16 protein-coding genes are annotated in these 16145 nt (G+C 64.4%); 4 read left to right on the forward strand and 12 right to left on the reverse strand.

From position 1 onward, the window contains the following. On the forward strand, window positions 1-360 hold a 360-nt coding region (locus ASE71_RS36920), incomplete at its 5' end, for a methyl-accepting chemotaxis protein (protein WP_244497369.1). A 129-nt stretch (window positions 361-489) separates the two neighbouring features. Here the strand turns inward: ASE71_RS36920 and ASE71_RS15225 are convergent. The 7 genes from ASE71_RS15225 to ASE71_RS15255 form a co-directional block, all read right to left on the reverse strand. Then, entirely contained in the window at window positions 490-1740 is a 1251-nt protein-coding gene (locus tag ASE71_RS15225; protein ID WP_060516331.1) for a class I SAM-dependent RNA methyltransferase, read from the reverse strand. Beyond that, window positions 1737-2507 carry a TlyA family RNA methyltransferase gene (locus ASE71_RS15230; protein WP_060516329.1) on the reverse strand — a complete coding sequence of 257 codons (771 nt, stop codon included), beginning with the start codon at window positions 2505-2507 and terminating at the stop codon, window positions 1737-1739. Before ASE71_RS15230 ends, ASE71_RS15225 begins: the two co-directional genes overlap by 4 nt. Window positions 2508-2645: 138 nt before the next feature. Continuing rightward, window positions 2646-4559, reverse strand: a complete 1914-nt coding sequence (gene dxs / locus ASE71_RS15235) for a 1-deoxy-D-xylulose-5-phosphate synthase (protein WP_034801149.1) — start codon at window positions 4557-4559, stop codon at window positions 2646-2648. A 246-nt stretch (window positions 4560-4805) separates the two neighbouring features. Next, window positions 4806-5729, reverse strand: coding sequence for a pirin family protein (locus ASE71_RS15240; protein ID WP_060516327.1), 924 nt, complete (start codon window positions 5727-5729; stop codon window positions 4806-4808). Between the two features lie 165 nt (window positions 5730-5894). Next, on the reverse strand, window positions 5895-6146 hold the full coding sequence (locus ASE71_RS15245; RefSeq protein WP_034801154.1) for an exodeoxyribonuclease VII small subunit: 252 nt from the start codon (window positions 6144-6146) through the stop codon (window positions 5895-5897). Between the two features lie 2 nt (window positions 6147-6148). Further along, complete coding sequence (locus ASE71_RS15250; RefSeq protein WP_060516323.1) at window positions 6149-7078, reverse strand: histone deacetylase family protein; 930 nt, start codon at window positions 7076-7078, stop codon at window positions 6149-6151. Between the two features lie 62 nt (window positions 7079-7140). Continuing rightward, window positions 7141-8112, reverse strand: coding sequence for a zinc-dependent alcohol dehydrogenase family protein (locus ASE71_RS15255; RefSeq protein ID WP_060516561.1), 972 nt, complete (start codon window positions 8110-8112; stop codon window positions 7141-7143). Between the two features lie 16 nt (window positions 8113-8128). Between ASE71_RS15255 and ASE71_RS15260 the strand changes: the two genes are divergently transcribed. Then, entirely contained in the window at window positions 8129-8530 is a 402-nt protein-coding gene (locus tag ASE71_RS15260) for an acyl-CoA thioesterase (RefSeq protein WP_034801160.1), read from the forward strand. A 188-nt stretch (window positions 8531-8718) separates the two neighbouring features. Here the strand turns inward: ASE71_RS15260 and ASE71_RS15265 are convergent, their stop codons facing one another. From ASE71_RS15265 to ASE71_RS15285, 5 genes are read right to left on the reverse strand one after another with little or no spacing between them, the layout of a single operon-like run. Then, complete coding sequence (locus ASE71_RS15265; protein ID WP_060516560.1) at window positions 8719-9900, reverse strand: thiolase family protein; 1182 nt, start codon at window positions 9898-9900, stop codon at window positions 8719-8721. Further along, window positions 9878-11374: a class I adenylate-forming enzyme family protein gene (locus ASE71_RS15270; RefSeq protein WP_060516321.1), complete on the reverse strand. Its 1497-nt coding sequence runs from the start codon at window positions 11372-11374 to the stop codon at window positions 9878-9880. The genes ASE71_RS15265 and ASE71_RS15270 overlap by 23 nt, the downstream gene beginning before the upstream one ends. 4 nt (window positions 11375-11378) lie before the next feature. Next, entirely contained in the window at window positions 11379-11942 is a 564-nt protein-coding gene (locus ASE71_RS15275; protein WP_060516319.1) for a biotin transporter BioY, read from the reverse strand. A gap of 36 nt (window positions 11943-11978) precedes the next feature. Then, window positions 11979-12584 carry an energy-coupling factor transporter transmembrane component T family protein gene (locus ASE71_RS15280; RefSeq protein WP_082566263.1) on the reverse strand — a complete coding sequence of 202 codons (606 nt, stop codon included), beginning with the start codon at window positions 12582-12584 and terminating at the stop codon, window positions 11979-11981. After that, on the reverse strand, window positions 12578-13258 hold the full coding sequence (locus ASE71_RS15285; protein ID WP_034801169.1) for an energy-coupling factor ABC transporter ATP-binding protein: 681 nt from the start codon (window positions 13256-13258) through the stop codon (window positions 12578-12580). The genes ASE71_RS15280 and ASE71_RS15285 overlap by 7 nt, the downstream gene beginning before the upstream one ends. 132 nt (window positions 13259-13390) lie before the next feature. Between ASE71_RS15285 and ASE71_RS15290 the strand changes: the two genes are divergently transcribed. Further along, window positions 13391-14587: a winged helix-turn-helix domain-containing protein gene (locus tag ASE71_RS15290; protein ID WP_060516318.1), complete on the forward strand. Its 1197-nt coding sequence runs from the start codon at window positions 13391-13393 to the stop codon at window positions 14585-14587. 136 nt (window positions 14588-14723) lie between these two features. Continuing rightward, entirely contained in the window at window positions 14724-16139 is a 1416-nt protein-coding gene (gene tldD, locus ASE71_RS15295) for a metalloprotease TldD (RefSeq protein ID WP_060516316.1), read from the forward strand. Window positions 16140-16145 lie beyond the last annotated feature (6 nt).

Raw genomic sequence — 16145 nt, forward strand, 5'->3', positions numbered from 1 at the left:
ATCAAGGCGCTGATCACGACCTCGGGAAACCAGGTTCGCAACGGTGTCACGCTGGTCGGCGATACCGGCAAGGCACTGGAGACGATCGTTGCCGAAGTGCAGGAGATCAACAGACACGTAAGCGCGATCGTGACCGCGACGCGCGAGCAGTCCACTGGTCTCCAGGAGATCAACACGGCCGTCAATACCATGGATCAGGGCACGCAACAGAACGCGGCCATGGTCGAGGAACAGACGGCGGCAAGCCATGGCCTGGCGTCGGAGGCAGCCTCGCTCAATGCGCTGCTTGCCCAGTTCAACCTCGGAGAAGGGCAGGGCTCTTACACAGGTGGGGGTGGACACCGCCGCCGCGCGGCGTGACGACGGATCGCCGTCCGCGGCTCATGCTAAGACGATTGCAAAAACAAGAGGATAGCACGCAAGCGTGAATCAGTCTGGCAGACGACTTCAAGTCGAACGATAACGAAGGCCCGGGAAGCCGGGCCTTTCTCATTTCTCCAGCGTGACCACCGCCTCGACATGGGCCGACCAGAGGAACTGGTCGATCGGCGTCACCGAGGTGATGCGGTACCCGGCGGCAACGAGGATCGAGAGGTCGCGCGCAAGCGTCACTGGATTGCAGGAGACGGCGACGACCTTCTTGACGCCGGAGCGGGCGATCTCGTGACACTGCACGTCCGCGCCGGCGCGTGGCGGATCGAAGACAACCGCGTCGAAGACCTTCAGTTCCTGCGCCATGAGCGGGCGGCGGAAGAGATCACGCTTCTCGACGGTGACGGGCTTGAGCCCCTGCGTGTTGCGAGCCGCCAGATCGAGCGCCTTCAGTGCCTTGTCTTCGCCTTCGACCGCATGCACCCGCGCCTTGCGGGCGATGCGCAGCGCAAACGTGCCGCAGCCGGCAAAGAGGTCGGCGACGCGCTTGGACTTGCCGAGATGGTCGAGCACCAGCTTCGCCATTGCCTCTTCGGCCTGCGCCGTCGCCTGGGTGAAGCTGCCGGGCGGTGGCGAAACGGAAACACCGCCGAAATCGATGACAGGCTTCACCGGCTCGACAATAATCTCGCCATTGAGGCTGACGCGGGCGATGCCGCGCTCGCCGAGCACGGCTTCGACCGTGCGGCGGCGCTCGCGGTCGCCGAGCTTCTTGATGCCATCGACCGAGAGGTCGAGGCCGGAGAGCGTTTCGAGCACGGTGATGCGGAACGGCTCGGCATTGACGGCCATGGCCGCGCCGACTTTGGCAATGGTGGCGAGCTTCGAGACGATACCCGGGCTCGCGATCGGACATTCCGAGATCGCGACGATATGGTGGCTTTCCGCCTGGTTGAAGCCGAGAAGCAGATCCTTCTCGGTCTTGCGGGCGGTGAAGACCGCGCGGCGGCGCTGGCCGGGCTCGGCGGTGATGAGCGGCGCCACCTCGGGTGTGAGCCCTTTCGATTTCAGGGCGGCGATCACCAGATCGCGCTTGAAGCCGTGGTAGAGCGTGTCGGAGGCATGTTGCATCGTGCAGCCGCCGCACGTGCCGTTGATGCCGTCCGGCCCGAAGTGCCGACAGTGCGGTTCGACGCGCTCGGGTGAGGCTTCTCTCACCGACATCAGCGTGCCGTGCGATTTGTTGACGGCGAGCGCGACGCTTTCGCCGGGCAGGGTGAAGGGTGCATAGATCGGCCCGTCGGGACCTTCGGCAATGCCGTCGCCCTGAGCGCCCAGCCGCTTGATGGTGACGGCTTCAGTGGTCATGGCTTCTTGCCTGCCAGCAGGTATTCGACATTGCCGTCGCCGCCGGCAATGGGGGAGGGGATAAGGCCGAGGCTTTGCCAGCCCATGTCCTCGACAAGCCAGCGCTCGAGTTCGGCGGCGACATCAGGTGCGCTGTCGGGATCCTTGAGCAGGCCCGCCTTGCTGATGGCGTCGCGGCCCGCCTCGAACTGAGGCTTCACCAGCAGGATGCAGTGCGAACCGGGAATCGCCATGTCGAGTGCCGGCGGCAGCGCGAGCTTGAGCGAGATGAACGAGACGTCCGAGACGACGAAGGTGACTTCGCGGTCGTCGATGTCCTCCTCGGTCATCGCGCGTGCATTGAGGCCCTCAATGCTGGTGACGCGTTCGTCACCTTCGATGCGCGGATGGATCTGGCCATGGCCGACATCGATCGCGACCACATGCTCGGCTCCACGCTTCAACAGCACTTCGGTGAAGCCACCGGTCGAGGCGCCGATATCGAGACAGCTTTCGCCTGCAGGGTCGAGCCCGAAATGATCGAGTGCCGCGACCAGCTTCAGCGCGGCGCGCGAGACATAGTCCTGCGCCGGGTCATCGATGGTGATCGTCACGCTCTCGGCAAACATGGACGCTGCCTTGGTGACCGTGCGGCCGTCGACCTTGACGGTCCCGCGCTGGATTGCGTCACGGGCACGCGCGCGGCTTGCGACCAGCCCCGAGTTCAGCAGCAGCTGATCGAGGCGGACCCGGTTCTTGTGTTCTTCGTTCTGGCGATCTTCTGACATGTGTTTCTCATGGCGACTTGCCGCCGCAATGGCAAGCCCCCTGTGCTCGCAGCCATCGAGCCCTTCCTGCAATTCCGTCCGGAAAAGCAAAAACCCCGGGGACGAGCCGGGGTTTTTGCTTGAAGTCGCACGGAAGCCTCAGCCGGCAGCGCCGATGCCGATATCCTGCTTTTGGCCGAGTGCCTTGAAGACGGTCGAGACGATGCCGGCGCGGTCGAGGCCCGCGGCGGCATACATCGCCTCGGGCTTGGCCTGTTCCATCCAGACGTCGGGCATGACCATCGGGCGAACCTTGAGGCCGCCGTCGAGCAGGCCGTCCTCGGCGAGGAACTGCAGCACGTGGCTGGCAAAGCCGCCGACGGCACCTTCCTCGATGGTGATCAGCACCTCGTGGTTGCGGGCAAGCTCGCGGATGAGGTCATGGTCCAGCGGCTTGGCAAAGCGCGCATCCGCGACCGTGGTCGAAAGGCCGGCGGCGTCGAGGTCTTCGGCGGCCAGCAGACAGTCGGCAAGGCGCGTGCCGAAGGAAAGCAGCGCCACCTTGGAGCCCTCCTTCACGATACGGCCCTTGCCGATCTCGAGGATCTGGCCCCGCTCCGGCATCTCGACGCCAACGCCTTCGCCGCGCGGATAACGGAACGAGATCGGGCCGGCGTCATAGGCAGCAGCCGTGCGCACCATGTGCTTCAGTTCCGCCTCGTCGGCAGCCGCCATCACCACGAAGCCGGGAAGGGTGGCGAGATAGGTCGTGTCGAACGAGCCCGCATGCGTCGGACCGTCGGCGCCGACGAAACCGGCACGGTCGATCGGGAAGCGCACCGGTAGACCCTGGATCGCCACGTCGTGGACCACCTGGTCGTAGCCGCGCTGCAGGAAGGTCGAATAGAGCGCTGCGAACGGCTTGTAGCCTTCGGCGGCAAGGCCGGCGGCAAAGGTTACGGCGTGCTGCTCGGCAATGCCGACATCGAAGCAGCGCGACGGATGGACCTTGGCGAACTTGTCGAGCCCGGTGCCGGACGGCATGGCAGCGGTGACGGCGACGATCTTGTCGTCGAAGCCGGCTTCCTGCGTCAGCGCATCGGCGAAAACAGAGGTATAGGCGGGCGCGTTCGGCTTCGCCTTCGCCTGGGCGCCGGTGATGACGTCGAACTTGTTGACGCCGTGGTACTTATCGGCGGCAGCTTCCGCCGGCGGATAGCCCTTGCCCTTCTGCGTCACCACATGGATCAGCACCGGACCCTTGGCGTTGTCGCGCACGTTGCGCAGCACCGGCAGCAGATGGTCGAAGGAATGCCCGTCGATCGGGCCGATATGGTAGAAGCCCATCTCTTCGAAGAGCGTACCGCCGGTTACGTAGCCGCGGGCATGCTCGACCGCGCGGGTGATCGCGCGATCGACGGTCTTGCCGAGATACGCGGTCAGCTTCTTGCCGACTTCGCGGATGCCCATATAGGTGCGGCCGGAGGCAAGGCGCGCCAGATAGGCGCTCATCGCGCCGGTCGGCGGCGCGATCGACATGTCGTTGTCGTTGAGGATGACGATCAACCGCGCGTCGAGCGCGCCGGCATTGTTCAGCGCCTCATAGGCCATGCCGGCCGAAAGCGCACCGTCGCCGATGACGGCGATGACATTGCGGTTCTTGCCGTCGAGATCGGCTGCGACCGCCATGCCGAGGCCGGCGGAAATCGAGGTCGAGGAGTGCGCGGCGCCGAAGGGGTCGTATTCGCTCTCGGCGCGGCGGGTAAAGCCCGAGAGGCCGCCTTCCTGACGGAGCGTGCGGATACGATCGCGGCGGCCGGTGAGGATCTTGTGCGGATAGCACTGGTGGCCGACGTCGAAGATCAGCCGGTCATGCGGCGTGTTGAACACCTTGTGGATGGCGATCGTCAGCTCGACGACGCCGAGGCCCGCGCCAAGATGCCCGCCGGTGCGCGACACTGCGTCGATCATTTCTGCCCGGACTTCTCCGGCAAGCTGCGGCAGATCCTTGTCGTCGACCTTCTTCAGATCGTCGGGATAGGTCACCTTGTCGAGCAAGGGAGTAGCCGGCATCGGATTGGTTGGCAGTTGTGTCACGCTGCATGCCTCATGCGCGCCCCAAAGGTCGGGCGCGCGATAGTTGGTGGGTACCGTCGAAGCGGCTCTTTAGACGCAATCGTTGCTGAATGCAAAATTAGGCGTTCCTGCGTCGTCAACCAAGAGACTAGCGCATGATTCTGTGAATCGAAATCGATTCAAGCGCCATGAGGCAATGTTGCGCGGTTTTCCGCATCCATCCTGTGCCACTTTAGGTCGCGGTCAGCCCTCGGGCAGCGGAACGAATTCCTCTTCGTCTCCGGGCACGATGTCGAAGCGTCCGCTGCGCCACTCTTCCTTGGCTTTCTCGATGCGCTCCTTCGAAGACGAAACGAAATTCCACCAGATGTGGCGGGACGACCCGAGCGCAGCACCCCCGAAAAGCATCACGTGACAACCCTGCGGTCCGGCCGTGACCGTGATCTCGTCGCCGGCGCGGAAGACGAGCAGTTGGTTGTCTGCAAAATGATCACCGGCAATGATCGCCTCGCCGGAGAGGATATAGAGCGCGCGCTCTTCCCATTGCGCCGCGAAGGGGGCGCTCTTGCCGGGTGCAATGTTGAGATCGACATAGATCGTGTCGGTGAAGACCGAGACCGGCGACTTCGCGCCCTCGAAGTTGCCGATCACCACCCGCGCCTTGATGCCGTCGTCGCTCATATGCGGCAGCATGCGCTCTTCGGTATGGCTGAAGATCGGGTCGATTTCTTCCTTGTGATCGGGCAGCGCCAGCCAGGTCTGCAGGCCCGAGATCGAACGGTCGTGGCCGCGCTGGTTCTCGGGCGAGCGCTCTGAATGCACGATGCCGCGGCCGGCCGTCATCAGGTTCACGTCGCCGGGACGGATGACCATCTCGGTGCCGAGGCTGTCGCGGTGCTTGATCTCGCCATCGAAGAGATAGGTGACGGTCGAAAGACCGATATGCGGGTGCGGACGCACGTCGATCGCCTCGCCGGCGCGCAGCAGCGCCGGACCCATGCGATCGAAGAAGATGAAGGGGCCGACCAGGCGGCGCTTGGCTGTCGGCAAAGCGCGACGAACCTGCAGCCCGCCGATGTCGCTGGTGCGCGGAACGATCAGATGTTCGATGGCGTCGCAGGCGGGCTTGTCGCCGGCGAGCGGGTCGGGGCCTGGAAAGAAAGACATGGCGCGTGCTCCCGTTTTTGCTGTCGCTTCAAGTCCTAACGCCTATGACATCAGGCGGGTAGGGGCGAAGCAAGGACGCAGTGTTTCCGCGCGACGATCAATCCGATCTTGGCAATTCCGGGAAAAGCGTGAAGCGATTTTCCGCCCGGAATTGCGATGAAACGATCAGTCGGCGTCGAGCGGCTCCACGCCCTGCGGTCTGCCGGCGCGGTCGAGGCGGATCTTTTCGATGCGGTCCTCGGCGGCCTTCAACAGCGCCTCGCAATGCTTCTTCAGCGCTTCGCCGCGCTCGTAGATCTCGATCGACTTGTCGAGGGCGACATCGCCGCGCTCCAGCGCCGAAACGATCCGCTCCAGTTCCTCGACGGCCTGCTCGAAGGAGAGGGCGGAAACGTCCGGTTGCGTAGTGGTGTTCATGCTTACCCTCTCATCAGTCTCAAGATGTGCAGGCCGGCCGATTCGGCCAGGCCCTGAAGGTCATAGCCGCCTTCGAGCAGGCTGACCATGCGGTTGCCGGCGCTGCGATCGGCGATCTCGTGCAGACGCCCGGTCGCCCAGTCGAAATCCTCGGCGACGAGATTGATCTGCGCCAGCGGATCGCGGTGATGCGCGTCGAAGCCGGCGGAGATCAGGATGAAGTCCGGCCGGAAATTGGTGAGTGCTGAAAGCACGCGGCTGCGGAACGCCTCGCGGAAATGTTCACTGCCCATGTTCGGCGACAGCGGCGCGTTGACGACATTGCCCTTGATGCCCGTCTCGTCCTTGGCGCCGGTGCCGGGATAGAGCGGCATCTGGTGCGTCGAGCAGAAGAGCACCGAGGGGTCGTCCCAGAAGATGTCCTGCGTGCCGTTGCCGTGGTGCACGTCCCAGTCGACGATCGCGACCCGCTCTGCGCCGTGGACCTTCTGGGCATAGCGGGCGGCGATCGCCACCGTGTTGAAAAGACAGAACCCCATCGCCTTGTTCTTCTCGGCGTGGTGTCCTGGCGGCCGCGCCGCGACGAAGGCGTTGTCGGTCTCGCCGGTAAAGACGGCGTCCACCGCTGCGGTCGCTCCGCCGATCCCGGTTAGCGCCGCGTCGAGGCTCAAGGGGCTGGCATAGGTGTCGGCCTCGAAATGGTTGAGGCCTTCCTCCGGAATGGCGCGCCTGACGGCAGCGAGATGCTCTTCCGGATGTGCGAGCAGGACGAGATCCTCACTCGCCTTCTTCGCCTCGATCCGCTTGAGATCGGAGAAGTTCGGATGTTCGAGCGCAAGGTTCAGCGCCTTCAGCCGGTCCGGCCGCTCAGGATGCCCTTCCGGAACCTCGTGTTCCAGAAAGACCGGATTTTCATAGAGGAACGTGGTCATGCCCGGAACCTAGTGCGCCCACCCTGCAAGGTCCATGGCGAGCCGGTCGAAAGGCGCAATTTTCAACAGCGCGGATCGATGAGCAGCTTGCCGTCGCGGCTCGGATCCGCCTGATGCGCGAGCGCCGCGTCGAGCCTGCTTAGCGGATAGATTTCGGCGATGCGGCTGGAAAAGAGACCCGATCGCAAACCTTCGAAACTCTTGGCAAAGGCCGCTTCGATCACGGGTCGCCCGGCCGAATGCACCCAGGTCCGCAGCCACAGGAAGGTGAAGCGGATGTCCGGCCGCGCCTGTATCGCCGCCTGCGGCACCGGAACGCCGCTGAGCGCCCCATACTGGATGAAGGCGCCGCCCGGTTCGAGCGTGCGCAGAATAAGATCGCCGGCAAACGGACCGCCAACGGCGTCGATGATTGCGTCGAAGCGAAGCTGCGGCACGCGCCCCTCGTCGCCAAACACGATGGGGCCGGGGACCTCAGTTGCCAGCCGGTCGGCGCTGCGCGCGCTGCGGACGATCCCGGTGGCATCCGCACCTTCGCCGGCCAGCAGCTTCATCAGCATGCCGCCGATCGCCGACCCTGCCGCGGTGACGCCGATACGGCGGCCACCGAGCGGGCCGAAATGTTGGCGCAGCGCCTCGACCAGTTGCAGCGCCGTCAGCGGATTGACGTAGCAGGTGGCAGCATCGGTCTCGCCGATATCGTCGGGCAGGGCGAAACACCATTCGGCCGGCCGGATCAGATATTCCTGCCAGAGACCGCTGGCACCGATAGGCACCACGCGATCGCCGGGTTTCAGCGACGTCACGCCAGGGCCGACGCTCGTCACCGTGCCGAAGCCTTCGAAGCCCGGCACGAAGGGCAGCGTGGTGCGGGCGCTATAGGCGCCAGTCACCGGGATGAGATCGGACGGGTTGATGGCGGCAAGCGACAGCGCCACCTCGACTTCGCCCGCCGCAGGCGCCACGCGCCCGGCGTCGACCATCGCAATCACTTGCCGGGGATCACCGAACTGGCTAACGAGGGTGGAGCGCATCGTCAGGGAGCCTCGCATGGACGGCAGGGAGCTGGAGAACGTCACGGAAATCCGTATTCCGTTTCGCGATATAGACATGCACGGCCACATGCACAATGCCGCCTATTATGCCCACGCCGAGGCCGCGCTTTCCAGCCTCTGGCGTCACCGTCCGCATGTGGTGAACGAGCCGAGCTATCTCGTGCGCCGCTCGGCCTGCGTCTATCACCGTGGTCTGCGCTACGACGAACCGGCCCGTCTTACCGTCAACGTGGCGAAGGTCGGCGGCAGCTCGATCAGTTTTGTCGTCAAGGTCGAAGCACGCGGCCAACTTGCTGCCGAAGTCGAGGTCGTCTGGGTCGCGGTCGATCCGCAGCGACACACGCCGCTGCCGCTGCCGACGGCGACGCGCGAATGGCTGGCGGCCTATTCGGTTTAGCCAAAGCAATTCCAGGAAAAGCGCGAAGCCGTCACAATAGACGACGCTCCAGCTTTCATGGTGTTTTTGGCCCGTCCAGGCAAAAGGCGCCACACCCTCTGTCCGGCGGAGCAGAGGGGGTATCTATCTCGTTACCAGACCAGTGTCGCGTACTATGCGAAGCGGTTTTCCGTCCGGAATTGCGCCGCCTAAACCGCGCGAAACAGGGTAACGATGCCCATGCCGCCGCCGACGCCCATCATCGCCAGTCCTTCCGTGCCTTTCGGCGATGCCAGCATCTGCGAGAAAAGCCGGACGGTGAGGATCGCCCCCGAGGCGCCATAGGGATGGCCGAGTGCGATGGCGCCGCCGTCGAGATTGACCCTTTCCGCGGCGATATCGAGTTGGTCGAGGCTGCCGAGCACCTGCGAGGCGAAGGCCTCGTTGAATTCGATGAAATCGACCTTTGCCGGATCGAGCGCGGATTGCCGTGCCTTCAGCTTCTGCATTGCCGGAACCGGGCCAAGCCCGAGCAGATTGGGATCGACGCCCGCGGTCGCCGCATCGACGAATTCGAGTGCGGAGGAAACGCCAAGTCGTTGGGCCTCGGCAAGGCTCGTCACCAGCACCACCGCCGCGCCGTCGTTGATCGGGCAGGCATTGCCGGCCGTTACCGTCCCGCCCTCGACGAAGACCGGCTTCAGCCGTTGCAGCGTCTCCAGCGAAGCATTGGCACGAGGGCACTCATCGCGCGACACAGAGCCTGCCGCCGTTTCGACCGGCACGATTTCGCGGGCGAAGCGGCCGGCAACGGCAGCCTCGACCGCGCGACGGTGGCTTTGAAGCGCAAAGGCGTCCTGACGCTCACGGGAGATCTTGCAGGCGGTCGCGACGTTTTCGGCGGCGACGCCCATATCCGGATCACCGATCTCGTCCGGTGCCATGCGGGCGCGCTTGACCGGCGCGAGTTCGCCGCCGCGCTCCAGCGGCGGTCTCAGGCGGATATGCGCACGGCTGGCGCTCTCGGTGCCGCCGGCCAGATAGAAACGGCCGGCGCCCGCCTGGATCATCCGTGCGGCAAGGGTGATCGCCTCCAGCCCGGAACCGCATTGGCGGTCGACGGTGACACCCGGCGTCGAGACCGGCAGGCCGGCTTCGAGGGCGGCGAGCCGGGCGAGATTGCCGGCGCTGTTGGCGGCGTTTCCGAGAAGAACGTCGTCGATCTCGCTCGCCTTTACACCGGTATCGCGGAGAATACGGGCGATCAGCGGTGCCGCCAGCTGCGACGGTTCGATATCGCGAAGCGTGCCGTTGACGCGGCCGATCGGTGTGCGGAGAGCGGCGATAATGACAGGTATGCGTGCCGGGTCAGTCGATGAGTTCGAGAGCATCGTTTCCATCCGCGATCCATTGTCTGAGCGTGCCCGCCGCCACCTTGCCCGACTGCGTCATCGGCATATTCAGGCAGAGCCAGATGCGGCGCGGATGCTTATAGCGCGGCAGGTGGGCGGCGAGATGACGCTCAAGCGCTTCTCGATCAAACATACCGCCTTCCGGCTCGATGACGGCGGCGAGTTCGCTGCCGAGATCCGGGTGGTCGAGCCCGAGGACGAGAGCGGCGTGCACACCGGGATCTGCGGTCAGCGCGGCTTCCACTTCCTGCGGGTAGATGTTGTTGCCGCCCGAAAGCACCATGCCGCCGGACCGGCCGAGGAGGTGCAGGGTGCCGCACTCATCGAGGAAGCCGAGATCGCCGACCGTCGCCAGCGACCCGAGACGACGGAAGCCGGCACTATCGGTGGTGCCGACATACCCGTCGGATATGAGGGCGCTGTCGACGAAGATCGTGCCCGTCTCACGGGTTGGCATTTCGCCCCCCCTGTCGTCGCGAATGCTGAGCGTAACACCCGGGAAGGCACGGCCGACGGCGGTGGCCGAAGCGGTGTCGCCGTTGGTAGCAACACTGATGAAGCCCAGTTCCGAGGCGCCGTAATATTCGATGATATCGGCTTTCGGAAACGCGAGTGCCGCGCTGTCGCGATCGTTTTCGGTCAGCTTGGCGCCGGCGACGGTGATCTGGGTGACGGATGTTTGCGGCCGGCCGGCGGCTGCAGCGCAGAGCCGCCGCAGCATCGTCGGCACCAGCGCCAGTCGCTTGACCTCTTTCGCCTCGACGATGGACATCGCCCGGGAAGCCTCGAAATGTGCGGCCCCGATGAATTCGGCGCCGGCGACAAGGGTTTCGGCAAGCGCATAAAGTGTCAGCCCGTGCGCGAGCGGACCGGGCGCAAAGGTGCGGGTGGCGCGGTCGATGCCGAAGAAGGCTTCGCCTGTGGCCAAGCTCCTGCGCCACGAACCGCGATCGCGGATGATCGCTTTCGGCGTTCCTGTTGTGCCCGAGGTGAAGACGATCAGGAATGGTTCCGTGTCGTCGCCGATTGCGAGCGGCTTTCGCTCGCTGCCGTCGGTCTCGCGAAAGGTTCGCGTTTTGCCGCTTGCGGGCGCATGGAGCGAAAGGTTGGCGCCATCGGCCCTAACAATGAGATCGGGCGACAAGCGATCGTGCATCGTCTGGCGCGTCGCCTCCGGCAGATGCGGATCGATCAGCGCGACGCAGTTGCCGCCGCTGGTGGCGGCAAAGAAGGAAGCGGCGAAGAGCGGATGATTGCCCGTCTCCAGTGCGATCAGGCGAGAGCGGTCGCCGAGCACGCTGCGGCGTTCGGCAACCAAATCTCCGAAACGTTCGGCAAGTGCGCCGGCGATGCGAGCGAGGTCACCAAAAGTGAAAACCCGGCCCTCGATTTGGAAGGCCGGGGCATGCGGATGGTCTTGCGCGTGGCGATGGATCGCGGCGGCAAACGGCATGGGCTCAGGCGCGGGCCGGCAACAGCGGATAGCCGGCGTAGACCGCGCGTGCGGCAAGCGTCGCGATCGCAGCCTTCAGCAGGTCGCCCGGAATGAAGGCGAGCGAGCCGGCTGCAACGGTCATGAGCGGGGTGCCGGTGACGGCAGAAACCCAGGGCATGCCGATCGCATAGAGCAGGACGATGCCGCCGAGGACGGAGGCGAGGAAGAAGCCGATGAATTGGCGCGTTTCGGCCTGGCCTTCGCGCACGGTGCGCTCGGCGATCAGGCCGGTGACGAAGGTGGCAACGACCCAGCCGATGATGAAGCCGCCCGACGGGCCGGCAAAGACCGCAAGACCGCCGCGGCCGCCCGAAAGCACCGGCAGGCCGATGGCGACCAGCAGCAGGAACAGCAGGAAGGCGAGCGCGCCGCGCCTGGCGCCGAGAATGCAGCCGGCGAGCATGACGCCCATGGATTGCGCAGTGATCGGGACCGGAATGAAGCCGAGCGTGATCGGCGGAATGAAGCCGAGTACGACGACGATCGCGGCGAAGAGGGCGATGAGCACGAGATCTCTGGTATTCATGTAGTTCCGCTTCCCTGTTTTTTAGAATTCGCGAATTTATTGACGGCGAAATCCGCGCGCGTCAATCGCGGCAGCAATCGTGTCGGCATCTTTCAGCGTCAGGATGATCAGCGGCCCTATGATCGTCAACGGCCGGACGGGCAGTCCGCGGGCGCGATGGGCTTCGCGGATTGCCTGATAGCGCGCAAAGATATCCGGGACGAAGCGCAGTACGAGCCCGAGCGCCAGGCTGACATCGGCCGCCTTCAGCCAGCCCAGCCGTTCCAGCGGGCTCAAGAGGATGGTGATCTCGTCCATGAAGGCGCTGATCGTCGTCGTCGCCGTGACGGCGGCTGCAAACAGAACCAGCGCCATCAGCCGCAAGGTTAACGCGGCGACCTCGGCAATGGACAGGTAAAAGAGATTGACGGCCGCCAGAAAGAAGATCGTCAGGAAGACGAAGCCGACGCGCTTCAGCGCCTCCTTGGGCGTAAGGCCGGCGCAGAGATAAAGAGCGGCGGCCACGATGAAGGCGATCGCCTGAACCGCGAGCGAAGCGCTCAAAAAAAGGCCGATGCTCGACGCCACGAGTGCCATCAGCTTGACCCTGACCGGCAGCCGGTGGAGCAAGCTGTTGCCCTCGATGTGCAGGCTCGTCAGCATCCGGCGATCTCGTGATAGCGGCGGATCGCGTCTTGCGGGTTGCCGTCGAAGGCAAGACGGCCCTCATGGAAGAGCAATAGCCGTTCGACATTCTCGACGAGCCCGAGATCATGGGTGATCACCACCGTATCCTCCGGCAGGTCGTCGATCGCAACAGCGACACGGCGGCGGTTCTTCAGGTCAAGCTGGTTCGTCGGCTCGTCGAGGATCAGGATTTTCGGATCGGTAACGACGACGCTCGCCATGGCGACGAGCTGCGTTTCTCCGCCCGAAAGCTCATGCACGCGTCGCCTTGCCAGGTGTTCGATGCCGAAGCGCGAAAGTGCTGCCTGCATGCGGCGGTCGACTTCTTCGCGCGAAAGCCCGCGGTTTTTCAGCCCGAAGGCGATGTCCTCGGCGACGATCGGCATGATCAGCTGGTTGTGCGGGTTCTGGAAGATGAAGCCGGCCTCGGAAAGCACGGCGCGGTCGTCTTTGATCGTATCGAGCCCGTTGACCGTAACGCCGCCGGAGGAAGGCTTCACCAGACCGTTGATCAGTCGGGCGAAGGTTGTCTTGCCGGAACCGTTGAGGCCGATGATGCCGATGCGTTTTTCGTTGAGCGTGAGCGTCAAGGGGTGCAAAGCCACCCGCTCGCCGAAGCGGACCGCGCAATCGGTAAAGCGGATGTCCATTCCGTTCCTCGCTGTCTCCGGCCCGCGCCGTTTTCGGGTTGCTCTATAGGCCAAGTGCGACAACAAGGGCAATGCAGTCCGCGGACCGATGCGGCATTTGAATTATGGGAATAAAAGCCTATTGTTATCGTCATGACGATTCGCCTTTCCAACAGCGACGCCCGTCGCATCTTCCTCGCCAAGCAGGGCCTTTCAGGCGCGCCCAACCGCGCGCTCGGCAAGGAAGGCCTCTTGAAGCTCATCCACGACATCGGCTTCGTGCAGGTAGACAGCATCGCCACGGTGGAGCGCGCCCATCACCAGATCCTGTTTTCCCGCAACCAGACCTATCGTCGAGAGCATCTGACGGCGCTGCTGGAGGACGATCGCGACCTCTTCGAGCATTGGACCCACGATGCCTCGATCATTCCAAGCAGCTTCTTCCGCTATTGGAAGCACCGCTTCAAATGGGAAGGTGAGACGATCGTCGAGCGGTGGAAGGCGTGGCGTGGCGAAGGCTTTGAAAAAGGCTGCGACGACACTTATCAGCGTATTGCCGAAGGCGGCCCGGTGCTCGCCCGAGACTTGAAGGAAGCCGAACACCAGTCTGGCGGCTGGTGGAACTGGCATCCGTCGAAGACGGCGCTGGAAGTGCTGTGGCGCACGGGCAAGCTGGCGATCGCGCGGCGCGAGAATTTCCAGAAGGTCTACGATCTCACGGAAAGAGTGATCCCGCCGCACCACAACGAGGATGACGTCAGCCATCCGGAGTTCATCGACTGGGCTTGCCGCAGTGCGCTGGAGCGTCTCGGCTTTGCCACCCATGGCGAGATTGCCGCCTTCTGGGATCTGGTGTCGCCCGAGGAGGCCAAGACCTGGGTGGCCGAGCATCGCGACGAACTCGTGGAAGTGCAGATCGAAGCGATCGATGGTGGACGCCCGCGTGTCGCCTACGCCTTCGCTGGATTCCCGGACGCACTTGGCGATATCCCTGAGCCGCCGGGCCGGGTGCGGGTGCTGAGCCCCTTCGATCCGCTGCTGCGCGACCGCAATCGTACCGAGCGCCTGTTCGGGTTCTATTATCGCATCGAGATCTTCGTGCCCGAGGCCAAGCGCGAATATGGCTATTACGTCTTCCCGCTGATCGAGGGCGACCGGTTGATCGGCCGCATCGACATGAAGGCGGACCGCAAGCGCGGCAGCCTCGGTGTCCGCAAGCTCTGGCTCGAAAAGGGCGTCCGCGTCTCGGCAGGGCGCCTGGAACGCATCGATGCCGAGCTCGATCGGGTTGCCCGCTTCGCCGGCGTCGAGCGGGTGGAACGGCTCGACGGCTGGAATACGTCGCTGTAGCGACTTGAGCCGCTGCATGCTTGCGTCGATCGGTGCGGATCGAGGAAACATGCGGCCCGTGATATTTTCCTTGGCTTGAACCCGCTGCGTTCCTAAATGGAGGCGATAGAAATTCCTGACGCGGGAGCGTGCCACTATGAACACCGATCTGATGAGCCTCTTCGATGCCGACGAGGCAACGGTCCGCAAGGTTCTCTCGGAAACGCTCGCCGGTGCCGACGACGGCGAACTGTTCCTCGAACATGCGCAGGCCGAGGTGCTCTCCTTCGACAACGGCCGGCTCAAGGGCGGCAGCTTCAATACCGACCAGGGTTTTGGCTTGCGCGCCGTTGCCGGCGAAGCGGTCGGCTACGCCCATTCCGGCGAACTTTCGCTTTCGGCGCTCCGCCGTGCTTCCGATGCCGTGGCGCAGGTGACGCGCGGTTATGCCGGTTCCTATGCAGCAGCCCCGCAGCGTACCAACAAGAAACTCTACGGCGACGAAAACCCGATCGGCGAGCCGAGCTTCGAGGCGAAGGTCGCGCTGCTCCAGGAAATCGACGCCTATCTGCGCGCCAGGGATCCGAAGGTCCGTCAGGTGACGGCGACCATCGCCGCTAGCTGGCAGGTCGTCGATATCCTTCGCGCCGATGGTCACCGCGTCCATGACGTCCGGCCGATGACCCGCATCAACATCTCCGTCGTCACCGGCGAAGGAGATCGCCAGGAAAGCGGCTCCTTCGGCACCGGCGGGCGTCGCGGCTTCGGCGATTTCGTCACCGCGGAAAACTGGAAGCAGGGCGCCGACGAGGCGCTGCGCCAGGCACTCGTCAATCTCGAAGCGATCGATGCGCCCGCCGGCACCATGGACGTGGTGCTTGCCTCCGGCTGGCCGGGCGTCATGCTGCACGAAGCCGTCGGCCATGGCCTGGAAGGGGACTTCAACCGCAAGAAGACCTCGGCTTTTGCCGGCCTGCTGGGCCAGCAGGTGGCTGCCAAGGGCGTCACCGTCGTCGACGACGGCACCATCGAGGCGCGCCGCGGCTCGATCTCGATTGACGACGAAGGCACGCCGTCGGGCTACAACGTGCTGATCGAGGACGGCAAGCTCGTCGGCTACATGCAGGACCGGCAGAACGCCCGGCTGATGGGAATGCAGCCGACCGGCAACGGCCGTCGCCAGGGCTATGCCCATGTGCCGATGCCGCGCATGACCAATACCTACATGCTCTCCGGCGACAAAACGCCGGAGGAAATCATCGCCTCGGTCAAGAAGGGCATCTATGCCGTCTCCTTCGGCGGCGGCCAGGTGGACATCACCTCCGGCAAGTTCGTCTTCGGCTGCACCGAGGCCTACCTGATCGAAAACGGCAAGATCGGCGCACCGGTGAAGGGCGCGATGCTGATCGGCAACGGTCCGGACGCGATGAAGCGTGTCACCATGGTCGGCAACGACACCAAGCTCGACACCGGCATCGGCAATTGCGGCAAGGCCGGCCAATGGGTACCGGTCGGCGTCGGCCAGCCGCATCTGCGCATGGATCAGATCACCGTCGGCGGCACGCAGGCGTAAGGTCCG

Source organism: Ensifer sp. Root954, from assembly GCF_001429005.1.
Taxonomy (GTDB): domain Bacteria; phylum Pseudomonadota; class Alphaproteobacteria; order Rhizobiales; family Rhizobiaceae; genus Ensifer; species Ensifer adhaerens.